Here is an 18,703-nt window from a genome sequence, read left to right as displayed (position 1 = left end):
GCACACGACATCACAAGGGCAACATCGCCCAGGACAAGCAAAGGAAAATCATCATGAAAACTCTGAACCTCAAGACTCTGATCGCCGCCGCCGCTCTTGCCACCGTGAGCACTGCCTCCTTCGCCGCGGATGACAGCCCGGCCGCACAGCGTGTTCAGCAGTCCATCAGTCAGGACGTCGTCGTCGGCACTGCCCAGCCGGCACCGACTGCCCAGGCCACCTTCGCCGATACCGGCATGAGCGTTGCCGCGGGCCGTGTCGAGACAGCCCTCAATCAGTCCGCCATCGAAGGCAAGGGTGTGGCCACCGTCAGCCGCGAGCAGGCCTTCGACAATGATGCCGGCAAGAGTGTTGCTGCCACCCGTGTTCAGCACGCCCTGAACGACAGCAACGCTTGAGCCATTCAGTCGTCTTGCCCGGGCACTCACGCCCACTGACCACTTTGTTCATCGAGGAGATTCATCATGAAAACCATCAAGACTCTGATCGCCGCCGCCGCTCTCGCTACCGTCAGCACCGCCACCTTCGCCGCGGATGACAGCCCGGCCGCCCAGCGTGTCCAGCAGTCCCTCAGCCAGGACGTCGTCGTCGGCACCGCTCAGTCAGCCGCTATCCAGCAAGCCAGCTTCGCGGAAACCGGCATGAGCGTCGCGGCAGGTCGCATTCAGCAGTCCATCAGTGCCGATCGCATCCAGGGTCAGTCGCACACCATGGCCACGGCAAGCCAGGCATTCGATAACGATGCCGGCAAGAGTGTCGCAGCGACTCGCGTCCAGCACGCCCTAAACGACAGCAACGTCTAAACCATCGTCAAGCCTGACCTGGATTGCCGGGTCTGATCATCGCTTTGCTTCTATCGAGGAGATACACCATGAACACTCTCAAGACTCTGATCGCCGCTGCCGCACTCGCCACCGTCAGCACTGCGTCCTTCGCCGCCGACGATAGCCCGGCCGCCCAGCGCGTCCAGCAGAATGTCAGTGACAGCGTCATCCATGGCTCTGCCCAGCAAGCTCCGACCGCCCAGACGACCTTCGCGGAAACCGGCATGAGCACCGCTGCTGGCCGTTTCCAGGTGGCATCCGGTGACGACGAGATCCGTGGCCATGATCGCTCCATCCATCTGCAGGAATTCGATGTCGCCAATGATTCCGGCGATAGCGTTGCCGGCACCCGTGTTCGTCACGCCGTGAGCGACGTCAACGTCTGAGACGCCCGACGTCTGCGTCAGGCGCTTGCAGGCCAGGTGTCTGCACTGACATGACCTTTTTCGACAGGAGAACCCCCATGCAATCCCTCAAGTCTCTATTTGCCATTGCCGCATTGTCCGTTGCCGCCACTGGCGTGGCCTCCGCCAATGACAGCGAAGCTGATGCCCGTGTCCGTGCCACCCTCAGTGATCGCGTGATCATGGGTCAGGCACAGCCGGTGACTCAGCAAGCCGCACTGCATCACGATGATGTCGTGGAAACCGGCATGAGTGTCGCTGCCAGCCGCGTCCAGAAGTCCATCAGCAACGCTGGCATCCAGGGCACTACCCGTGCACTGGCGAGCGATTCGGCGGTTTACGTCAACGATGCTGGCAAGAGTGTCTCTGCCACACGCGTCGAGCATGCCTTGAACGAAAGCGCATGATCTCTCGTCGGCGGATGAACATCCTCCGACTCTGCAAGACAGCCAAGGATGCCGATATGCCATCGACTTGCCCCTGTCAGTTGCTGAATGGACCCACTGACCATCGTGTCGCGTCATGATGGTCAGTGTCCTAGAGAAGAATACGTGAGAGAGAAGAACGCTTGAGCAAGTGTTTTGGCTGAGTGGAAGCCAGTGTGGAAGTGCGCACTCATCGTCAACTGCAGAGCCCTTGCTCAAACGCTTTCCTGTCCTGAATGTCCTGTCCCGACATTCCCTGCCCGCCATTGGCGGGCTTTTTTCGTTGCATGAAGGTAATCAGCAGCGGCGAGCGGCAGCAGGGAAAGGCAGGTGGGACAGAATGTTGAGACAGAACGTTGAGACAGAAAGCCGGGTCATGCCGCAACCAGCTTGGCCTCCATCAGGGTTTGCACATAGGGCGGCAGATCCCCTGTGGCGAGGCTTGCGACATCTCCCAGATGCTCGGTGCGGCCATTGCGCAGCACCAGTACGCGGTCCGCGAAATGACTGACCAGCCCCAGGTCATGGGTGACGAAGACCAGGCTCAGGCCGCGCTCACGCTTGAGGCGTTGCAGCAGGCGAATGATGGCGGCCTGAACCGAGACATCCAGCGCCGAGGTGATCTCGTCACACAGCAGGATGTCGGGCTCGGCGGCCAGCGCGCGGGCGATGGCGACGCGCTGCTGCTCGCCCCCCGACAGCTGGCTGGGCAGACGGTCGAGATAGAGCGCGGGCAGGCGCACCTCTTCCAGCAGCGACTGGGCACGCTGGCGGGCGCCATCGCCCTTGAGATCGAACCAGCGAGACAGCACCGGTGCGAGAGATTCGAACACGGTCAGACGAGGATTCAGTGCCGTGCTGGCATGCTGGAAGATGTACTGGATCTTCTGACGCTGCACCGGACGCCGCTCGGCGACCAATCCCGCCAAGGACTCCTGACGCAGACTGAGCTGCCCGGAGACGGGGGAGAGCAGGCCGGCCAGCGCCTTGAGGATCGAGGTCTTGCCGCTGCCGGATTCTCCGATCAAGGCCAGCGTCTCGCCTTGCTGGAGCGAGAATGCCACATCGCTGACGGTTGGTGCCGGCGTTTCACCGCGCAGGCGCGCCAGCCAACCGGGCATGCGATAGCACAGGTTCAGCGATTCCACGGCCAGCAGCGGCGCGATGTCCAGCGACGTGGCTGACTGCGAGTCGTTCTTTACGCGATCGGCCCGCTCATCGGTTGCTGCGTCACTTTTCGTACTTTGGGGTCTTTCCGCACTTTTCCCGCTCGCCTTTGCCGCCATTGCGTGACCTTCCAGCGCATGATGACAGGCGTAGCGGCCTTGCCAGCTCGGCACGCTGTCACGGCACGTTACACTTGCGCGCGGGCAGCGCGGTGCAAAGGCACAGCCCTTGATGGCGCTTCCCACCAGGGGCGGCGTGCCTTCCAGCGCGGCGTCAGGTCGATAGCACTGACTGCCCGGCGTCGCGGCCAGCAGCGCGTGACCATAGGGGTGGCGCGGGCCATTCAGGAAGTCGCGAGTCGCGGCGACCTCCACCAGTTGACCGGCGTACATCACCGCGACGCGGTCACACAGGTGAGATACCGCGCCCAGATCATGGCTGACGAAGACGATGCTCATTCCCAGCTCAGCGCGCAGCGAAGCCAACAGCGCCAGAATCTCATTCTGGGTGCTGGCATCCAGTCCGGTGGTCGGCTCATCCATCACCAGCACTCGTGGGCGTTGCGCCAGGGCCAGCGCCAGACTGGCGCGTTGCTGCTGTCCGCCGGAAAGCTGGTGCGGATAACGCTGCATCAGCACTTCGGGATGAGGGAGGTGGACGCGTCGCAGCCACGCCACGGCCTGCTGTTCGCGTGCCGCCTTGCCTTTCACGCCCTGTGACAACAGCGTCTCGCACAGCAGGCTGCCGAGCGTGAGGTGAGGCGTCATGGCCTTTTCGGCATGCTGGGACACCAGCCCGAGCCTGAGTTCGCCCAGCCAGCGCCCCGGTTGATGATGAAAGCTCAGCTGTTGGTGCTCGTCGTGAAGAGGGGCATGACTCGTAGAAGTAGAAGTAGAAGTAGAGGCAGAGGCAGAGGCAGAGGCGGGCGCAGGTAAGGCGACACTCACCTCGCCGGTGCGCACCAGGCTGCCCCGACGCAACAGACCCAGCATGGCGGTGGCCAAGGTGCTCTTGCCGCTGCCGGACTCGCCCACCAGACCCAGAATCTCGCCCTGGCCCAGGCTCAGGTCGATACCGCGCAGCACGGGTCGCCAGGTCTGCTGGCGATCATGAAAGCCGATGTTGAGATCGCGAACGCGGATCACGGTGTTGTCCGTCATGGCGTCACCTTTGGAGTTCGGAATCATTCGGGGCGCCCCGCACGGTCGATGCCCAGTGTCTTGGCTAGGGTGTCGGCGACCAGATTGATGGCGATGATCAGGCTGGACAGCGCCACGATGGGCGGCAGCACGACCCAGGGCGCAAACGACATGAAGCCGCGGCCATCGGCGACCATCAGTCCCCAGTCCGGGGTCGGCGGGGAGACGCCGAAGCCGAGAAACGACAGCGAGCTGAAGGCCAGCAATGCCCAGGACCAGCGCATCGCCAGCTCGACGAGGATGGTGTCGAGCACGTTGGGTTTGATCTCGCGCCACAGCAGACGCATCAGGCTGTCGCCGCGCAGTCGTGCGGCCTGTATATAGTCAAGGCACAGCACTTCGCGGCACGCCGTGACCATCACGCGCACCACCGCCACGCCATAGAAGATGCCCAGAGTCAGGATGAAGACCAGCGGGCCGGGGCCCATCACGCCGATGACCAGCAAGAGGAACAGTAGCCAGGGAATCGACAGCAGGGCGTCCACCAGACGCATGGCAATGTTCTCGACCCGCCCACCGATGATGGCCAGCAGCATGCCGCAGGCGCTGCCCCATACCACGGCCAGCACGGCGGCCGGCAGCGAGGTGTAGATGGCCTCGCGGCCCCCGGCCAGGGTGCGGCTGAGGACATCGCGGCCGAGCTGGTCGGTGCCCAGCCAATGTTCGGCACTGGGGGGCAGCAGCGAGGCGAGACTGTCACCCGCGGAGATGTCATGGGGCGCCAGCCAGCGGCCAGCGACGGCCAGCAGAAGATGCAGGCCGATCAGCACCAGGCCCAGGCGGCCCTGGCGATTGGCCCACAGCAGCGCCAGGGTGTGTTGACCCGGCAGGCTGGCCAGGGCCAGCCGCGGGCCGCGCGCGGTCGTCGAGGAGGAAGCGTTCATGAGTGACTCAGGCTGTCTTGAGTTTGGGATTGAGCACGATGACCAGCATGTCGGCGACCAGATTGCACAGCACATAGGTGACGGAGAGCACCAGTGCGCAGGCCTGCACCACCGGCATGTCGCGGTCATTGATGGCCGAGATCATCAGGCGCCCCAGCCCCGGATAGTTGAAGACCTGTTCGACAATTACCACGCCGCCCAGCAGCCAGGCGATGGTCATGGCGGCCAGACTGATGGTCGGCAGCAGGGCGGCCGGCGCCAGATGACGGATCACCAGACGCCAGCGCGGCAGCTGGCGGATACGCGCCATGTTCATGAAGTCGCTGTCCATCACGCTGATGGTGTTGGAGCGGGTCATGCGCATCATGTGTGCCATGGCCACCAGCGCCAGCGTGATGGCGGGTAGCCAGACACCGGGCAGCAGGTTCCACAGGCTCTCGTTGGCACCGGCCACGGTGATGGCAGGGAACCACGGCAGCCAGATAGCGAAGGCCAGGGTCAGCAGGGTGGCGCTGATGAATTCCGGCACCGTCATGGCGATCAGCACCAGGCTGGAGAGGCTGGAGTCGAGCCAGCTGTCGCGCTTGAGCGCCGCGATCAGCCCCAGCAGGATGGCCAGCGGGATGGCCATCACGGTCGCGATGCCGCCCAGCAGCAAGGTGTTGGCCAGGCGCGGCATCAGGGTATCGCTGACCGGTGCACGACTGGTCAGCGAGGTGCCGAAATCACCACTCAGCAACTGCCCCCACCAGCTGACGAAGCGTGTCGTCACCGGCGTGTCCAGGCCAAGCTCGGCGCGACATTGGGCGAGATTGATCGGGGTCATGCTGCGTCCCAGATAGTTGACGCAGAAGTCGCCCGGCAGCATCTCGATCACCCAGAACACCACGCAGGCCACGAAGACCAGCGTGAAGCCGCCATACAGGCAGCGCTGCAACAGCATTGCCCACATCTCAGTTCACCTCTTGAAGATCGCGTGCCCGCTGTGGCGTCGAAGCCTCATCGAGGGGCGGCAGGTCCAGCACCTGACGCAGGCGCGGGTGGAGGGCCAGTGACTCGAGCTCAAGGCGCTCGCCCGCAGTGATTGACGGGCCGTGCAAAACGGCGAAGCGCTGGTCCGACGTGGCGCCGGGGCCGAAACCGTGCGTGGAGACATAGCCGGGCGCCGCCACCAGCTCCGCGTGATGGGCATGCTTGCAGGCGGGTTCGAAGCTCATGCCCGGCGGTGCCTGATAGAGCTGGATATGCCTCACGTCCGGGGGCAGGAAGTCGGCCGACTCGAGCGGCGTGACGCCGAACTCGGCCAGGCGCGCGGCCTGATCGCGTTGGCGTTCGTCATCGTCACAGGCCACCAGCAGCAGGCCACCATCACATTGCAGCGCGACATCCGGTAGAAGGCGGTCTGCCACCAGTGCCCGCTGTACCGGGGCATGACCATGATCACTGAAGACACACAGGTGGTAGGTCTCGCGCTTGTTGATGGCTTCAAGGCCGGCCAGCAGGCTGCCGAGCTGGGCATCGACCATCATCAGGGCACCATCGACCAGGGCGTCATCATTGCCATGCACATGCAGGCAGTAATCGGGGGTGTTGAGTTCGAGCAGCACCAGCTCAGGCGTTTCGCGCTCGATCAGCGACAGCGCCTCGTTGAGCAGTTGCTGGTCATTGCTCATCGCGCGCATCAGGGCGTCATTGCGGGCATCCCAGTGATTCAGGCGCGGCGCGGTCATGCCCTTGGCGCGCAGGTCACCTTCCTCCCACCAGGGCGACAGATACCAGTCGCAGCTCTCGGGGCGGGCCAGCCCGAAGCCGAGGCTGGCCACCCGCAGTCCTGCCGCGCGCGCGGCCTCGAGCAGGGTCTCGCCACGCAGGTCCTCGACCCTTGCTGGACGAAAATGCTCTGCAGTGGCGCTGGCGCCTGTGGCGTGACGGTCGCTATCGGTCTCAGCCCCTGTAACAGACGCAAACTCCACCTCAGAACCGGGGCAATGGATGCCGTTGGAATAGATACCGTTTGAGTAGATGCCGTGCACCTGAGCCGGTTGCCCGGTCAGGACACCCGCTCGCGCGGGCATCGAATTGGCATTGGTATCGGCACCCAGGCGCTCGATCAGCAGGCCGTCTCTGGCCAGGGCGTCGAGATGCGGCAGACGCGCCCGCGTCTCGGCGAAGCGCTGACTGCTGATGCCATCCATCAGAATCAGGATCAAGCCAGGGCGGGACATCAGCTCTCTCCCTGCTTGTCGACCTGGTGCCAGCGAATCGCGAAGTGTTCGACTGCCGGGATATGCACCTCACGCTTCATGACGCGGTTGTTGTTGAGGTGGAAGGGAATCAGCGTCGCGCCGGTCTCGGTCAGCAGCGCCTGGGCCTGGTGATAGAGCTCGGTGCGCGCTTCGTCATCCAGGGTGGCGCGCGCCTTGGCGAGCAGGGCATCGAATTCGGGATTCTGGTAGGCCGACTCGTTCCAGTTGGCCTCGCTCTGGAAGATCTCGTTGAGCACCTGATCGGTCGGGCGCTGGCCCCAGGCTGTGGTGAAGGCCGGCTTCTTCATCCAGGCGGTGTTCCAGTAATCCGCCGCGGGCACGTTGTGCACGTTGACGGTGATGCCGGCCTCGGCTGCCTGACGCTGGTAGAGCTCCGTCATCGGGCGGAAGTAGTTGTCGACGCCGCTGGTGTAGACGTCGATCTCCAGCCCATCGGCATACCCCGCGTCGCTCAACAGGCTGCGGGCGGTGTCGAGGTCCTGCGGGCATTGCTGTGCCAGCTTGTACTGATCGCCATTCCAGACCGGGTTGTCACAGGTAATGGTGGCGCCGCCCTTGCCGAACAGCAGGTTGACCATCTCTTCACGGTCGGCCACCAGACGCAGCGCACGGCGCACGCGCACATCCTGGAAGACCTCGTCGTTGGCGCGGAACACCATGCCACGCCAGTCGCCGGTGGCGATGGAGTCGTAGTGGTAGGCCGGGTTGCTGGAGAACAGGCGCAGCTGCTGGGCGTTGACGCCATTCCAGCCCGACCAGTCAATCTGGCCGGCCAGCAATGCCTGGGTGCGGGCGTTGTCATCGGGAATGCCGATCAGGTCCATGCCATCCAGCTTCGGTGCGCCTTCCCAGTAGTCAGCGAAGGCTTCGAAGGTGGTGGTGCCCTGCGGATCGAATTCGACCAGCTTGAAGGGGCCGGTGCCGATGCCCTGCAGTGAAGTGTCGTCATCAAACCCGACCGGCACGATCTTCGCGCGGTAATCCATCAGCAGAATCGGCAGGTCAGCATGGGACTGGCTGAGACGGAACACGATCTGGCCGGCCTCATTGACGCTGACGTCCTCGATGACCGACAGCGCGGCACGTGCCGGAGCATCGCGCTCGGGGTCGAGCAGACGCGTGAAACTGTAGATGACGTCATCCGCGCTCAGCGCCTTGCCATTGTGGAAACTGACCCCGTCACGCAGCGTGAAGGTCCACTCATCGGCAGCGGGGTTGGCCTGCCACTCGGAGGCCAGGTCCGACACCGGCTCGCCCTTGCTGCCCTGACGGACCAGGCGGCTGTAGATCAGCTGGTTGGCCGAGTAGAAGCGCGTCGGGGAGATGGGGTCCAGTGACTCCTTGCCACTGAACTCGACCCAATGCGGGGTGCGCAGTGTCTCGGCATGGGCCAGCTGGGGGACGGCCAGTTGGGCAAGCGCGGCAAGGCCGATGGCGGCGATCAAGGGCTTCTTCATGTCAGGCTCCAGGCAAGGGCAACGGTCAGGGACGGTCGTCAGGGACAGTGGTCAGGGGCGGTGGTCAGGTACGGTCATCAGTGATAGCAAGCAGGTTCCGCAAGACCGGGTCAGGCCGACAGGCAGGCCGTTGGATGGCTCATGGCGCAGCCCGCCGGGACGGTCGAACTGCGTCAACGCTGTCGTCTTGAGGCGTCATATTTGGCGCAGATGATGACGTTTCCGTGACAGATGCCAGCCGTTGGCCGCAACAAAAACTGCGACTGTGCCTTAGAAATTCTGAGGCTCGCGTCTTGCTGCCCGTGCTAGCGGGGCTGAGAGGGCATCTCGCTGGTGACAGGATTGGCCTGAGAGGTGTGCATGGTGCTGCGCAACCAGGCACAGAAATCGTTGACCGCCGGGGCATGACGGCGTTCTGGAGACACCAGCAGGTACTGACTGCTGGTGCTGGGCATGCGCAAGGCGTGCGCCAGTTGCAGTCGTCCGTTCTTGATCAGGTCCATCACGAAGGACTGGCGGACGAGCAGGAAGCCGTGCCCCTCGAGCGCCGCGGCAATCGCCAGACTGGCATTGCCGAACTTGAGGCCGGCCGGCGGGATGTGGCCGCGAAACTTCTGCAGACGGAACCAGTCCAGCCAGCTTTCCCGGTAGCCGATGCACTCGATTCTGGGCGCACGGGCCAGATCGTCGAGTGGACTCGCGGGTGAGGCGTTGGGGGCGAGGGAGGAGTGCAGGAAGGTGGGGCTTGCCACGACGACCCACTGCTCATCGGCCAGTTTCTCGTACTCGCGCCCGCACCAGCCGCCGTAGCCATTGATGATCTCGATATCGACATCGGGCTGCTCGTCCGGGAGTACCTGATTGTGTGGCAGCACCGTGACCTGGATGTTCGGATGCAGCCGCTGGAAGTCCTTGAGCCTGGGGATCAGCCAGTATTCGACGAAGCTGTGATTGGAGCGCAGCGTCAGGCTCTGTTGCTCATCGTGCTGGAAGAGGGTGGCGGTACCGCGCTTGAGGGTCTCGAACACGCCACTGACCAGCGGCAGATAGGCATGCGCCTCATCGGTCAGCTCGATGCGATTGCCGCGGCGCACGAACAGGCTGACCGCGAGGAAGTCTTCCAGCTGCTTGACGCGCTGACTGACGGCGCCTTGGGTAATGCACAGTTCGGCTGCGGCGCGGGTCAGGCTGCCGAGACGGGCGGTGGCCTCGAAGGCGGTCAGGGCATTGAAGGGGGGCAGGCGCTGAGCGAGGCGCTGGGAAGGGTGATAGGCAGGACGCGACATGCAGAACTCCAGCTTGACTGAGCCAGTCGCCGCATCGGCGGCTGGTGCTGAAGCCATGACTGCAGATCCTGCCGCGGCACGCGGCCGGACGCTCATTCTTGCAGCCGTGCATGACGATGACGTGACAGTCTGTGCGCATAAAAACTAAGGCTCGCCGCCAGAAAGTCTCGCTATGGTCACGGGGCCGCGTTCACTAGCATGGCGGGCATCCACTGGCGGATCGCTCGTTTGACATGAGCCTTTGCCACACCCGTTCGTCATGCCGTGCCTTGCGGCTTGTGATCGCACTCGACAGACAGGAAGACTCTGCATGCCTCGCCTCGCGTTTGACGCCGAACAGCTTCACCTGACTCTGGATGATGGCCAGACTCTTGCCCAGCATGTGCTGTGGCTGCAAGACCACGACCCCGCCCGTCGCCATGCCAATGGCCAGCGTCTGGACAGTGTGCTTGACCTCGACTGGGACGCCGCCATCAGCGAGGCGGCGCTTGAGGAGGGCGACGTCCTGCGAGTGACACTGAGCAATGCGCGCGAGATTCGCTACGGCGTCGATGAGCTGGCCGCCTTGAGCACCGGCTTCCCCGATGAGCGCAGCAGTGCGCACAAGACGCTGTGGCAGGGCAGCGAGTTCTCGGTCGCCCGGGTTGAGTGGGCCGATGTCATCGCGGAGGGAGAGGCACGTCGCAAGGCACTGGCCTGGGTCCGTGACACCGGGGTGGTGTGCCTGCGTGGCGTGCCCGTCGAGCCGGGCAAGGTGCTCGAGGTGATCGAGCAGTTCGGGTATGTGCGCGAAACCAATTACGGCAAGCTGTTCGATGTCCGCACCGAGGTCTCGCCGAGCAATCTCGCCTTCAGCAATCTTGGGCTCGGGGCGCATACCGACAATCCCTATCGTGATCCGGCGCCGAGCATTCAGCTGCTGCATTGCCTGAGCAACGAGGTGGAAGGCGGCCAGACCTTGCTGGTGGATGGCTTCGCCGCCGCCGAGCGCCTGCGCGAACTGGCGCCCGAGAGTTTCGCGCTGCTGACGCGCACGCGGGTACCGTTCCGCTTTCATGACGCGGACCATGCCGATCTCAGAAGCTGGGTGCCGTTCATCGAGACCGACCACAAGGGCAACATCCGCCAGGTGCGTTACAACAACCGCTCCATCGCCTCGTTGCCGCTGCCGCTCGAGGCGCAACGCGCCTTCTATCGTGCCTACCACGACTGGGCGCGCGTGATCGGTCAGCCGGAGCAGGCCACGCGCCTGCGCCTTGCCCCGGGGGACTGCCTGCTGTTCGACAACAGTCGCGTGATGCATGCCCGTACCGCCTTCGTGGCCGGCGGCAATCGTCATCTGCAGGGCGCCTACGCCGATCTCGACAGCCTGTATTCCACTCTCAACCTGCTGGAGAACGCCCGATGATCACTCAGCCCGCCAACGCCGAGGGGATCGTCGGCCTGATCGAGGACATCTTCGCCCTGCACGGTGCGGACTCCTATCTGGGTGAGGAGGTGACCATGGCCGAGCACATGCTGCAGGCGGCGCATCTGGCCGAGCAGCAAGGGGAATCCGAGTCGGTGATTCTGGCCGCCTTGCTGCATGACGTGGGGCATTACGCCAATGCGCTGCCGCCGGAGGTCTTGATGAACGGCCAGGACAATCGTCATCAGGTCAGCGGTGCCGACTGGTTGGCGCGCTTCTTCCCGGCCGAGATCGTCGAGCCGGTACGCCAGCACGTGGCGGCCAAGCGTTATCTGGTCGCGGTGGAACCGAGCTATCGTGCCTGTCTGTCACAGGCCTCGCTGGATAGCCTGGCCCTGCAGGGCGGGGCGATGGAGCCGCACGAGGCCGCGGCCTTTGCCCAGCTGCCCCAGCTTGCGGCCATTCTCAAGGTGCGACGCCTGGATGATGCCGCCAAGGTGGCCGGCATGCAGACGCCGGACTTCGCTCACTACAAGCCGATGCTTCAGCGCTGGGTGCTGGCGGTGGGATGACGGGCTTTCCCATGTCTCAGTCCTGTTGGACATCCCAATAGGGCGGGCTGCCGAAGTATTCGGAGAAGTAGTCCAGGAAGGCGCGCACCTTGGGGGCCAGCTGGCGGTTGCTGGGATAGACCGCCCAGATGCCCGTCTCGCTGATCAAGGGCGTCTCGGGTAGCACCTCTACCAGGCTGCCTTCGGCCAGGTGGCGGTAAATGCTCCATGTCGAGGACAGGGTGATGCCCAGACCTGCGGCGCAGGCGTCACGCACGGCTTCGCCATTGTCGGTGCGGATACGCCCCTTGACGCGAATCGGCTCGACGCCGTTCTCGCACTGAAAGCACCACTGGTCCATGCCGATCAGGGTCAGGCATTCGTGTTCGTGCAGCCTCGAGGGATGCGTCGGTGTGCCATGGCGCGCGAGATAGTCCGGCGAGGCGCACAGAATGCGCTTGTCCGGTGCCAGGCGCCGCGCGATCAGACTGGAATCCTTGAGGGCGGAGTTGCGGATGGCGATGTCAAAGCCGCCCTCGACCAGATCGACGATGGTGTCGGTCAGGCGCAGGTCCAGCTCCAGATCAGGGTAGCGTTCGAGAAAGCCGGCCAGACCCGGCACCAGGTGCATGCGCCCGAAGGAGGCGGAAGCGGTGATGCGCAAGGTGCCGCTGGGGGAGCTCGTGCCGACGCCGACGGCAGCCCGCGCGGCCTCGGCGCTGATCAGCACCTCCTCTGCGTGGGGGAGAAAGGCGCGACCTTCTTCGCTCAGCGCTACATGACGCGTGGTGCGATGCAACAGGCGCACCCCCAGGCTGTCCTCAAGCTTGCGCAGGTGAGAGCTGGCGACGGCTGGTGACAGTCCCAGGTCCTCGCCGGCCTGGCTGATACTGTTCACGGCGGCGAGACGGACGAACAGCTTCAGGTGCTCAAGATTCATGCGGGTGTCCTCATTTGCGTCGACTCGCGTGGCTCCCGATGGCGAAAGGCACGCCAGCAACGGCTTGGCGCAACGTTCGTGACGTCCACTACGCCCAATACATCCAACAAGCTCAATACGCCCAATACATCCAATATTTTCAATAAAACCAATAAACTGATTGTAGTTTATCGCCGTTTATCATTCAGGCCCATGACAATTATGCTGGCTCCACATCCACGCAGGAGACAGACTCATGAAAGCGATGCTCGTCAAATCATTCGGTGGTCCCGAGGTGTTCGAAGCGGCGGAAATCGCCAAGCCCCAAGCGGTAACAGGTCAGGTACTGGTGCGCATCGCCGCTACCAGCATCAACACCGTCGACACCATGATTCGCGAGATGGGCCCTGAGCTGCCGCTGTCTCCGGCACTGCCGGCGCTGCTGGGCATGGACTTCGCCGGTACCGTCGAAGCTGTGGGCGAGGGCGTCGAAGGCTACGCCATCGGAGATGAAGTCTATGGCTGTGCTGGTGGCCTGGCCGACCTGCCGGGCACGCTGGCCGAGTATATCGCCGCCGATGTCCGCCTGATCGCCCACAAGCCGAAGTCCCTGAGCATGGTGGAAGCCGCGGCGCTGCCGCTGGTCGGCATCACGGCCTATGAAGGTCTCATGCGCGCCAACATCGAGGCCGGTCAGAAGGTGCTGGTTCACGGTGGTGCGGGCGGTGTGGGCCACATCGCCATCCAGCTGGCTCGTCACTTCGGCGCCGACGTCGCCTCTACCGTCGGTCGTGATGATCACGAGACGCTGGTCGAAGGGCTGGGTGCCAGTGCCATCAATTATCGCAATGAGCAGGTCGCCGACTATGTGGCCAAGTACACCGACGGCAAGGGCTTCGACATCGTGTTCGACTCCGTCGGTGGCGCCAACCTGCCGACCTCCTTCGAGGCTGCGGCACTCAACGGCCATGTCTCGACGACCGTGTCCTTCATGGAAATCGACCTGACCACCGCGCACTTCAAGGGCCTGTCACTGCATGTCGTCTTCATGTTGATCCCGATGCTGCATGACTTCCGTCGTCAGGAGCATCACGAGATTCTGGCCGACATGGCGCGTATCGCCGATGCGGGTGCACTCAAGCCGATCATCGACGACAAGGTCTTCCCGCTTGCGGAAGTGGGCCAGGCGCATGCCCGTCTGGGTAGCGGCCAGGCCACCGGCAAGGTCATCGTCGAGGTCTGATACCGAGACCGAAAGCCCCATTGGCAGGATCATCCTGACACTGCGCTGGCACAGATGAACGACAGGGTGTGGCCTTACGGCACACCCTGTCGTTCGCGTCTCAAGCGTCGTGTGACATTTCAAGGAGAGAGCGCATGAAAACCATCCTTATCACCGGTTCTACCGATGGCATCGGCCTGGTCACGGCCAAGGTCCTGCTGGAGCGCGGCCATCGCGTGCTGATCCACGGGCGCAGCGAGCAGAAGGTCAATGGCGTCGTCGCCGAACTTGCGGCGCTGGCAGGGGCTGAGCGTGTCGCCGGGTTCGTGGCCGACCTGTCCGACCTGGCCGCCATCGATTCACTGGCAAGCGACGTGCTGGCGGCCAACGCCAGTCTGGATGTCCTGATCAACAATGCCGGTGTCTTCCAGGCCCCCAGCGTCGTGACGGCTGACGGTCTCGACCTGCGTTTCGTGGTCAATACCCTTGCCCCCTATCTGCTCACCCAGAAACTGGCGCCGGCACTACGTCCGGCCGGACGGGTCGTCAATCTGTCCTCGGCGGCTCAATCCTCCGTGGACCTGAAGGCCTTGACCGGCGAGGTCGCGTTCAATGACCACTACGCGGCCTATGCCCAGAGCAAGCTCGCGATCACCATGTGGACGCGCACGCTTGCCCAGGACTGGGGAGGTCAGGGGCCTATCCTGATTGCGGTCAACCCGGGCTCTCTGCTGGCCAGCAAGATGGTCAAGGAAGGCTTCGGCGTGCCGGGCAAGGACCTGGGCATCGGTGCCGATATCCTGGTGCGTGCGGCATTGGACGAGGAGTTCGCCGGCGCCAATGGTCAGTACTTCGACAACGACGCCCAGCGATTCGCACCGCCGCACGCCGACGCACTCGATGATGCGCTGTGCCGTGAAGTGGTCGCGACGATGGAGAAGACGCTCGGCTCTATGGCGGGCTGAAGGGCACCGCGAACCGTTGTCACGCTGCAATATGACGCCCCGCTCATGCTGATCTCTCAGCGTGGGCGGGGCGTCGTGTCTGGAGGTCTGTGAAGATACCCTTTCGGTAAATCCATCGATAACGGTGACAGTTCTCAAGCAACGATCTACCTGATGAAGCAATGATGCCCCGCTCGATGTTTCGAACGGGGCATCATGTGTGGGGAGTGAGAGTCTGATTGATAGACGATTATGGTTGTTTGCCGGCCCAGACTTTCATGATGTGATAGGGTGCATTCCCCTCATCAGCTCCCCCGGTGAAGGGAGGTGTCTTGTCCAGTTGATTGACCGAGATATACAACCATCCATCTGACGCCAAGCGCACGCTATCCGGCCAATCCAGACGTTCATCTCTCACCAGCGGGGTGAGGTTGCCCTTGGAATCCAGTACATCAATGCCGTGTTCGTTGGAGTTGGTGAAGTAGTGGTTACCATTGGGGCCAGTATCCGCACCATCTGAAACAGGTTTGGGGCCGACGACTTCGATGGCAGCAGCGATCTCGTCGTGCTCCGCGCCGTCTCTTAACAGCTTGGCAGGAACGGAGTACCAGTGCAGCCCGTTCATGGCACCAAAATAGACGGTCTCTTGATCGGCGGATAACGTGATCGGGTTGATGCCGACACTCGCAGGTTGGCCATTGAATTGGATATTCTTGCCGTCAATACGCATCACGGCATCCGGCTCAGCGTCAAGCGAGGGGTGGTCGCTGAAGCGTGTGACCTTACCACTATCGATATCTACCGTCAGGATCCCGGGCTTTGCAAGGTCGGCCAGGTAAGCGACACCCCGTTCACGGTCCACCGCCAAGTCCTGAACGAAGCTTCCGGCGGGGGCAATATCACTGGGCAGTGTGATCTTCGCGATGACATTCCCGGTGTCGATATCAAACCCCCACAGGCGTGTCTTGCCGATGTGGTCCCCCATATCGATGACCCACAGGCCACCTTTGCCATCGTGAATCGTGCCGAGAGGCGCATCAATGGTGTCATCCCCATACTGGCCGCCATGCGTCTGCAGAGCCACGGAGGGCCAGGCACGATAGCTGTTTTGCCCCGTGATCTCGATCAGCTGGACATCGTGATCACCGTCCATTGAGTGGATGCTTGAGAATATCCGGCCTTCTGGGGTTACGGTGACATTGCCCGGGCGGATATCAAGCGTGGCCACATTTCGAATCTCTCCTTTGTATGGGGCCACCTTGACGTACTGGTGGTCGGCTCCTTGTGATTTGGCGAGGTCCTGGGTTGCAGCCATGGCATGAGTCGTCAGGCCAGTCGTCGCGATGACCAGGCTAGTGCCCAGCAATGTACGGCGTATCATGCGAGAAAGAGAGAGGGATGCATTCATGAGAAGCCCACGTCAGGAAGTTCAGGGTGGCCGTTGCCGATGAAACAACGGGGAGTCACAGTAGTCTAGCTGCCGGCAGAACTGGCTTGAATGCCTAGCATTGCGTATGCACTTTCAAAAAAAATTGTAAGAAAGACTCTCTTCATGAAACCAATGCATGACATTCGAATATTCGTCGTTACCGTGCGCCTGGGAAGCATGAGTCAGGCTGCACGGCAATTGCATCTCACACCTGCCGCTATCAGTGCTGCGCTCCAGCGACTTGAAAAAGAGGTTGGGACACCTCTGTTGGTACGCTCGACGCGTAATCTACGCCTGACGAGCAATGGCGCAGTCTTTCATGAACGCTGTCAGCAAGCGCTTGCGCTGATAGAGGAGGGCGTACACCTCATCCAGGATCGCGAGAGAAAGTTGGAGGGAACGCTGATGATCTCGCTACCCGAGGATCTTGGCCGTAATCGGTTGCTCCCTTGGCTGGATACCTTCATGGAGTGCCACACCGCACTGAAGCTGCGGCTTCTATTCAGTGATGCGCGCACTGACCTTCACCGTGAGAATGTCGATGCCGTCATCCGTTATGGTGAATTGGAAAACTCTTCCTTGATCGCCATGCCATTGGTGAAATCCAATCCTCGAGTACTATGTGCCGCCCCGGATTATCTGTCGCGCCATGGAACTCCCGATCACCTGGAAGCGCTTCACGAGCATGATTGCATTCCCTACATGGTGGGGGAGCGGGTACATGATCGTTGGCGGCTCTACGAAAACGACAAGCCCAGGGAAGTGCGCATTACCGGGCGGCGAATTGCCAATGATGGCGAGGTCGCCCGTCACTGGGCTTTGGCGGGAAGGGGGATCATCTATCGTTCGCGGTTGGACACCGCCGAAGATCTTGCGAGTGGTCGCCTGATCAGGGTCATGCCACATCTGGAAGGTGAGAATGCTCCTTTGCATTTCCTGGTGCCCCAGCGACGCATGCAGAGCCCTGCCATTGTTGAACTGAGGCGATATCTCAGCGAATGCCTGACGCAATGGCTGAATGAGGCAGGATTCTCATGAGCCCGTTTTCTCTCAAAAATCGGGGATAGCGAGTAATTGTTGTTAGGAGGTTCATGGTTCAAGAGCCAACATCCCCGACGGCTTGGAGAGCATGTGTGTCACTTTCGCGATAGAACCATTCGAGAAAGAGGTTGAGAGCTTCATCGTCGCGCTTGTCTTCACGATAGGCGAGGTAGTGGCGAGTCTCTTCAAGCACGACATCCCGCGCAACGGGTTTGACCAATCGCCCCTTTTCGACCAGTGGTCCGACAAGGTGATGCCAGCTCAATGCGATACCTTGGTCGTCCAGTACCATTTGCACCAGCATATTGTAGTCGTTGGAATTGAAATACTGCTGGCTATCAATGGTGAGATCTTCAATATCGACATTGTGAATGGATAACCAGACACTCCAATCGACATGCTCAGCGACCTGAGAGCGCCCATAAGGGCTCAGGTTCAGCAGTTTTCCATCGCGCAACCCGACTGTGGTTATACCGCGGTCTGATGATCCGGCAGTACCCATCAAGATTGCAGTAGATGTGAAAAAGGCACTGTTATTGACAGTGCCTTTTTAGGATTAAGTGTATGGTTCCTTAGCCAGAATGCTGAGAGAGATATGTTTGCAGGCTTCTCTCCAGCTCACCGGTTGACACACAGTTTTCCAGCTTCATATTAGTTGGATAACCGTTCCAAACATCCATCAATGAAGCATTCCCATGTCCGAATACGTTGGGGCGTACAGTAGTAAAGTTCCCACTTTTACGGACAATGACGTTTATGTTGGCAACAACAGAGACATCCTTGACGACGTGCATATCACCGCCATCGATGATGCCACAATTTACTTGAGAGTAATTGGCGCCAAGTGAATATTCAGAGCCGATTATGCCTGACGCTTTTTCAATATTTTTAATGGGGATGTTGTTCATTGCAAACCAGTCTACAGTACTTTCCCAGACGCTATCATAGCTTGCGCTATAGGACTTTGACTGATCATCAGTCAATGGTGAGGGTGGTGTGACAGAAGGGCCCGCACAGCCAGCAAGAAAAGCTAGAGCAGAAATACCTAGTATTGCCTTGTACATCTCAATTCCCTTGTAATGTTTTTTATGTTTACAGCATCTATGAATTTCAAGACCAGTCGCTGGTCTATAAGGATGTTAGCATTGGCATATGAAAGGGTGCTAGTCAAATCTAGACTTGGGTGTGCAGCTTCATTATGTGCCTTGATTCCTCGGGGGAATTACCTGAGGTAACTGGATTGAATAGTCAATAGTTGTATTTTCTAGTTTTAGGC

General features: G+C 61.5%; 19 protein-coding genes. 9 read left to right on the top strand and 10 right to left on the bottom strand.

Going from position 1 to position 18,703, the window contains the following annotated elements; all coding sequences use genetic code 11:
- The first annotated feature begins 53 nt into the window (after nucleotides 1–53).
- The 4 genes from NH396_RS04010 to NH396_RS03995 all read left to right on the top strand — a co-directional run bounded on the left by NH396_RS04010 (nucleotide 54) and on the right by NH396_RS03995 (nucleotide 1,635).
- Nucleotides 54–398 (top strand): hypothetical protein, encoded by a 345-nt coding sequence (locus NH396_RS04010; protein ID WP_253061873.1) that lies wholly within the window; start codon nucleotides 54–56, stop codon nucleotides 396–398.
- A 66-nt stretch (nucleotides 399–464) separates the two neighbouring features.
- Nucleotides 465–803 carry a hypothetical protein gene (locus NH396_RS04005; RefSeq protein ID WP_253061871.1) on the top strand — a complete coding sequence of 113 codons (339 nt, stop codon included), beginning with the start codon at nucleotides 465–467 and terminating at the stop codon, nucleotides 801–803.
- 68 nt (nucleotides 804–871) lie between these two features.
- Nucleotides 872–1,210: a hypothetical protein gene (locus NH396_RS04000; protein WP_253061869.1), complete on the top strand. Its 339-nt coding sequence runs from the start codon at nucleotides 872–874 to the stop codon at nucleotides 1,208–1,210.
- Between the two features lie 77 nt (nucleotides 1,211–1,287).
- Entirely contained in the window at nucleotides 1,288–1,635 is a 348-nt protein-coding gene (locus tag NH396_RS03995) for a hypothetical protein (protein ID WP_253061867.1), read from the top strand.
- A 392-nt stretch (nucleotides 1,636–2,027) separates the two neighbouring features.
- Here NH396_RS03995 and NH396_RS03990 read toward each other — a convergent pair whose 3' ends face one another.
- The 6 genes from NH396_RS03990 to NH396_RS03965 form a co-directional block, all read right to left on the bottom strand.
- Nucleotides 2,028–3,980, bottom strand: coding sequence for an ABC transporter ATP-binding protein (locus NH396_RS03990; protein WP_253061865.1), 1,953 nt, complete (start codon nucleotides 3,978–3,980; stop codon nucleotides 2,028–2,030).
- Nucleotides 3,981–4,003: 23 nt separating this feature from the next.
- Nucleotides 4,004–4,903, bottom strand: coding sequence for an ABC transporter permease (locus NH396_RS03985; protein ID WP_253061863.1), 900 nt, complete (start codon nucleotides 4,901–4,903; stop codon nucleotides 4,004–4,006).
- 7 nt (nucleotides 4,904–4,910) lie between these two features.
- A complete protein-coding gene (locus tag NH396_RS03980; protein ID WP_176676833.1) occupies nucleotides 4,911–5,855 on the bottom strand; it encodes an ABC transporter permease in 945 nt (314 codons plus the stop codon).
- Nucleotide 5,856: 1 nt separating this feature from the next.
- Complete coding sequence (locus tag NH396_RS03975; protein WP_253061861.1) at nucleotides 5,857–7,128, bottom strand: alkaline phosphatase family protein; 1,272 nt, start codon at nucleotides 7,126–7,128, stop codon at nucleotides 5,857–5,859.
- On the bottom strand, nucleotides 7,128–8,627 hold the full coding sequence (locus tag NH396_RS03970; protein ID WP_253061859.1) for an ABC transporter substrate-binding protein: 1,500 nt from the start codon (nucleotides 8,625–8,627) through the stop codon (nucleotides 7,128–7,130). Before NH396_RS03970 ends, NH396_RS03975 begins: the two co-directional genes overlap by 1 nt.
- A 305-nt stretch (nucleotides 8,628–8,932) precedes the next feature.
- The gene (locus NH396_RS03965) at nucleotides 8,933–9,970 is read right to left on the bottom strand and encodes a LysR substrate-binding domain-containing protein (RefSeq protein ID WP_253061857.1); all 1,038 of its coding nucleotides are present in this window, start codon (nucleotides 9,968–9,970) and stop codon (nucleotides 8,933–8,935) included.
- A gap of 253 nt (nucleotides 9,971–10,223) precedes the next feature.
- On the opposite strand from NH396_RS03965, the gene NH396_RS03960 reads away from it, so the two are divergent.
- Together NH396_RS03960 and NH396_RS03955 are read left to right on the top strand one after the other, a co-directional pair.
- Nucleotides 10,224–11,321: a TauD/TfdA family dioxygenase gene (locus NH396_RS03960; RefSeq protein ID WP_253061855.1), complete on the top strand. Its 1,098-nt coding sequence runs from the start codon at nucleotides 10,224–10,226 to the stop codon at nucleotides 11,319–11,321.
- The gene (locus NH396_RS03955) at nucleotides 11,318–11,893 is read left to right on the top strand and encodes an HD domain-containing protein (protein ID WP_253061853.1); all 576 of its coding nucleotides are present in this window, start codon (nucleotides 11,318–11,320) and stop codon (nucleotides 11,891–11,893) included. The genes NH396_RS03960 and NH396_RS03955 overlap by 4 nt, the downstream gene beginning before the upstream one ends.
- A gap of 16 nt (nucleotides 11,894–11,909) precedes the next feature.
- Here the strand turns inward: NH396_RS03955 and NH396_RS03950 are convergent, their stop codons facing one another.
- Nucleotides 11,910–12,812, bottom strand: a complete 903-nt coding sequence (locus NH396_RS03950; protein WP_253061851.1) for a LysR family transcriptional regulator — start codon at nucleotides 12,810–12,812, stop codon at nucleotides 11,910–11,912.
- Nucleotides 12,813–13,047: 235 nt separating this feature from the next.
- On the opposite strand from NH396_RS03950, the gene NH396_RS03945 reads away from it, so the two are divergent.
- On the top strand, nucleotides 13,048–14,034 hold the full coding sequence (locus NH396_RS03945; RefSeq protein WP_253061849.1) for a zinc-dependent alcohol dehydrogenase family protein: 987 nt from the start codon (nucleotides 13,048–13,050) through the stop codon (nucleotides 14,032–14,034).
- Between the two features lie 134 nt (nucleotides 14,035–14,168).
- Nucleotides 14,169–14,978 (top strand): SDR family NAD(P)-dependent oxidoreductase, encoded by an 810-nt coding sequence (locus tag NH396_RS03940; protein WP_253061847.1) that lies wholly within the window; start codon nucleotides 14,169–14,171, stop codon nucleotides 14,976–14,978.
- A gap of 229 nt (nucleotides 14,979–15,207) precedes the next feature.
- On the opposite strand, the gene NH396_RS03935 is transcribed toward NH396_RS03940, so the two are convergent.
- The gene (locus tag NH396_RS03935) at nucleotides 15,208–16,365 is read right to left on the bottom strand and encodes an L-dopachrome tautomerase-related protein (RefSeq protein WP_253061845.1); all 1,158 of its coding nucleotides are present in this window, start codon (nucleotides 16,363–16,365) and stop codon (nucleotides 15,208–15,210) included.
- A 144-nt stretch (nucleotides 16,366–16,509) separates the two neighbouring features.
- Here NH396_RS03935 and NH396_RS03930 point away from each other — a divergent pair, with 144 nt between their 5' ends.
- The gene (locus NH396_RS03930; protein ID WP_253061843.1) at nucleotides 16,510–17,424 is read left to right on the top strand and encodes a LysR family transcriptional regulator; all 915 of its coding nucleotides are present in this window, start codon (nucleotides 16,510–16,512) and stop codon (nucleotides 17,422–17,424) included.
- A gap of 58 nt (nucleotides 17,425–17,482) precedes the next feature.
- Here the strand turns inward: NH396_RS03930 and NH396_RS03925 are convergent, their stop codons facing one another.
- Both NH396_RS03925 and NH396_RS03920 read right to left on the bottom strand, forming a co-directional pair.
- A complete protein-coding gene (locus tag NH396_RS03925; RefSeq protein ID WP_253061841.1) occupies nucleotides 17,483–17,929 on the bottom strand; it encodes a LysR substrate-binding domain-containing protein in 447 nt (148 codons plus the stop codon).
- A 70-nt stretch (nucleotides 17,930–17,999) separates the two neighbouring features.
- A complete protein-coding gene (locus NH396_RS03920; protein WP_253061839.1) occupies nucleotides 18,000–18,491 on the bottom strand; it encodes a hypothetical protein in 492 nt (163 codons plus the stop codon).
- Between the last annotated feature and the right edge of the window lie 212 nt (nucleotides 18,492–18,703).

The sequence above is a fragment of the Cobetia sp. Dlab-2-AX genome, assembly GCF_024124625.1.
Lineage (GTDB): Bacteria > Pseudomonadota > Gammaproteobacteria > Pseudomonadales > Halomonadaceae > Cobetia.
Note: the sequence above shows the minus strand (reverse complement) of the source record. Positions and strands in the feature narration are given on the sequence as shown.